At 62.3% G+C, this 2,329-nt stretch carries 3 protein-coding genes; all 3 read left to right on the plus strand.

The window, feature by feature from the left end; translation table 11 throughout:
• Positions 1-433 precede the first annotated feature (433 nt).
• The 3 genes from EUS26_RS16435 to EUS26_RS17700 all read left to right on the plus strand — a co-directional run bounded on the left by EUS26_RS16435 (position 434) and on the right by EUS26_RS17700 (position 1,577).
• Positions 434-640 carry a hypothetical protein gene (locus EUS26_RS16435; RefSeq protein WP_130014909.1) on the plus strand — a complete coding sequence of 69 codons (207 nt, stop codon included), beginning with the start codon at positions 434-436 and terminating at the stop codon, positions 638-640.
• Positions 641-734: 94 nt separating this feature from the next.
• Positions 735-1,013 carry a hypothetical protein gene (locus EUS26_RS16440; protein ID WP_130014910.1) on the plus strand — a complete coding sequence of 93 codons (279 nt, stop codon included), beginning with the start codon at positions 735-737 and terminating at the stop codon, positions 1,011-1,013.
• A gap of 312 nt (positions 1,014-1,325) precedes the next feature.
• A complete protein-coding gene (locus tag EUS26_RS17700; RefSeq protein WP_420330026.1) occupies positions 1,326-1,577 on the plus strand; it encodes a PH domain-containing protein in 252 nt (83 codons plus the stop codon).
• Positions 1,578-2,329 lie beyond the last annotated feature (752 nt).

Consider the following 2,329-nt stretch of genomic DNA (forward strand, 5'->3'; position numbering starts at 1 on the left):
GCTCGAGGAAGTCAAGCGCGCCGCAGAAGCTGACGATCGTTCAGTCTCGGCCTGGATCCGCCGAGCCGTCGAGCACGAGCTGTCTCGCCCCGCCTGACCCGTGAGCCCACCGCGCGGCCAGCGGCAGTTCAGGTCGTCGGGCGGCCGCTGGGGCCGCTCTCATGCCAGGTGGTGTGCCGGGACTGCGACTCGAAGGCTACGAGAGCGCCGCACCGCTGGCACACGGGCATATTGCCCTTCTCGTTCCGCAGGTAGCCCGACAGCAACTCAGCTCGCGTTAGCCCGAGATATTCACGAATGCTCATCGGGCAACCGTATGCGCTGCGGACGTGTCTGTAGTTACCCCGTGGCAGGGATGACTCTCATGGGCCCGATAGTTGCGTGAGACATAGGACGAAGTCGGATGTCCCCGCAGGCCGGGTACCGTGCAGTCATGGGCCTCAGCTACTCCGTTCGCGGCATCGATGAGATGCCCGTCTATCTGATCAGCTCCACTCCGCCGTGGACGTTCTCGACAAAAGACTTCATCAGCGGTGTGCCATTGCGTGATCTGCTCGAGCGCTTGAACCCGGATGAGAACCTCTACTTCGTCGACTACGCCGCGGCTCCGGGGACAGCACGCGTCACCCTCTTGGCGTGAGCTTGAGCAGCGCTCGCTAACGCGCGACCGGCGGCATGAGCGTGCAGTCCTGGCTCAGCCGGCGCTGATTGTTTCCTGACTAGAGTGCTCGGCCATGGGTAATGAGAGGGGTGAGAACGGGTGGTTCGACATCTTGGATGTCGAGCGCTTTAGAGCCGTGCCTGCGGCGATGGTTATGGCCTTTGGCTCTGTCTGGGGGATCGGCTTGGCCCTAGGTGCCCCCGAGGACCGGAACCCTGTCTTGTTCTGGTTGCCCGTTGCGGTCGTCGTCCTGGGGTGGGCCATCTGGTTGAGCTACTTCGTCGCCCAGCGTCGCCAAATCGATGGGCAGGCCATCAAGGCCCTAGAAGACGATGAGCGGCGGCGCGAGTAGCCTGTCGCCCGGTGAGTGAAGGGCCAGCTCGCTGGTACTGATGAAGTGAATCCTTCACTCGACGGCAGAAGCGTGCGCCGAAGAGTGCGCGTAAGGTGGCGTCCATCGTCTCCCGGGGAGTGCTAGATGACCGAAGGTCCGCGTGAGCGAAGCGTCTGGCGCCAGCAGGGCCGGTGGTGGCGCGTCTTCGCTCGCATTTGGCTACCGTTCACCACCCTTTTCCTGATCGGCACTCTGTTCCGCGACGACCTCCACTGGGGCACGCAACTATCCGCTGTGTGCAACTTCGTTGCGGGTCTCGGCTTCATGGGCATGGCGCGAATTGGGTGCTCAGCGGACTATCAGGGCATCCAGGTCACACAGCTCAGAACGAGGCGTCTGCCTTGGTCCACTGTTGAGGAGTTGCAAGTAGGTCCTGTCAACGGGAGAGCGACAGCCGTGCGGGCCAAACTCAAGGATGGGGCAACAGTACCTTTGCCGGGCGTTCCCGCTGCCGACGTTCCTCTATTGCAGGAACTTCGGGCCGGACAGCCAGGTTCTCCTCGTGTGATCGGACGAGCGTAGCCGTCCTCAGCGCGGCATGACAGTGCGTTCTCGAGGATCAGATCGGTCTAGCGGCTGGGGTGCGATCTGGGATGGCACGACGACCTCTCGGGAGATTTCCTGCCCGGGCCGTTCTACTTCCGTTTTCTGACCGCAACCAAAATGAGGACCGCGAAAGCCGCCATCAGGACTAATCCAGTCACTCTGAGCGCCAAACTCTCTGAGAACACCGCCAGCCCGAGGGCGCACAGCAGAGGAATCGTCCAACTTAAAACTGTCAGTCTTGTGATAGCCACGCCACTCGCCTCAACATCCGTGGACGCGGCCTGGCTTTCCTCATGCTCGTTGGCCATAGGGCGAAGAATCTCACATCCACACGAAACATGCCGCGGCGCTAGGGCCCTTGGACAGCACACCTGGTTCATCAAGGGCCGCGGCGACTGAGCACGGTCCTCGAGCTTGTCACCGATGCGCTGATGGCTTGCCGCTCGCAATCCCGCCCGAGGCCGGACAAGTGGCGAGATCTCAGGCTAGGCGGCAGCAGTTCGTTGCTTTGGAAATGAAGGTATTGAGGTGTTGCCAGTCTGTCGGGGTCCGAGCCGGTACTCCGAGCCAACCCGACCGTCGGCATACCACTATCCGCAACTCGGCATTATGTGGGTGATCGATGTCAAGAGGCTTCGTGTGTGTCGAGGCCGGTGAGGAGTTGGTCGTAGATGGCGGCGCGGCGGGTCTGGCCTTTGGTGCAGGCGTCGTCGCGTTGGGCGAGCAGG

It is taken from the genome of Serinicoccus sediminis, assembly GCF_004153545.1.
Taxonomy (GTDB): Bacteria; Actinomycetota; Actinomycetes; order Actinomycetales; family Dermatophilaceae; genus Ornithinicoccus; species Ornithinicoccus sediminis_A.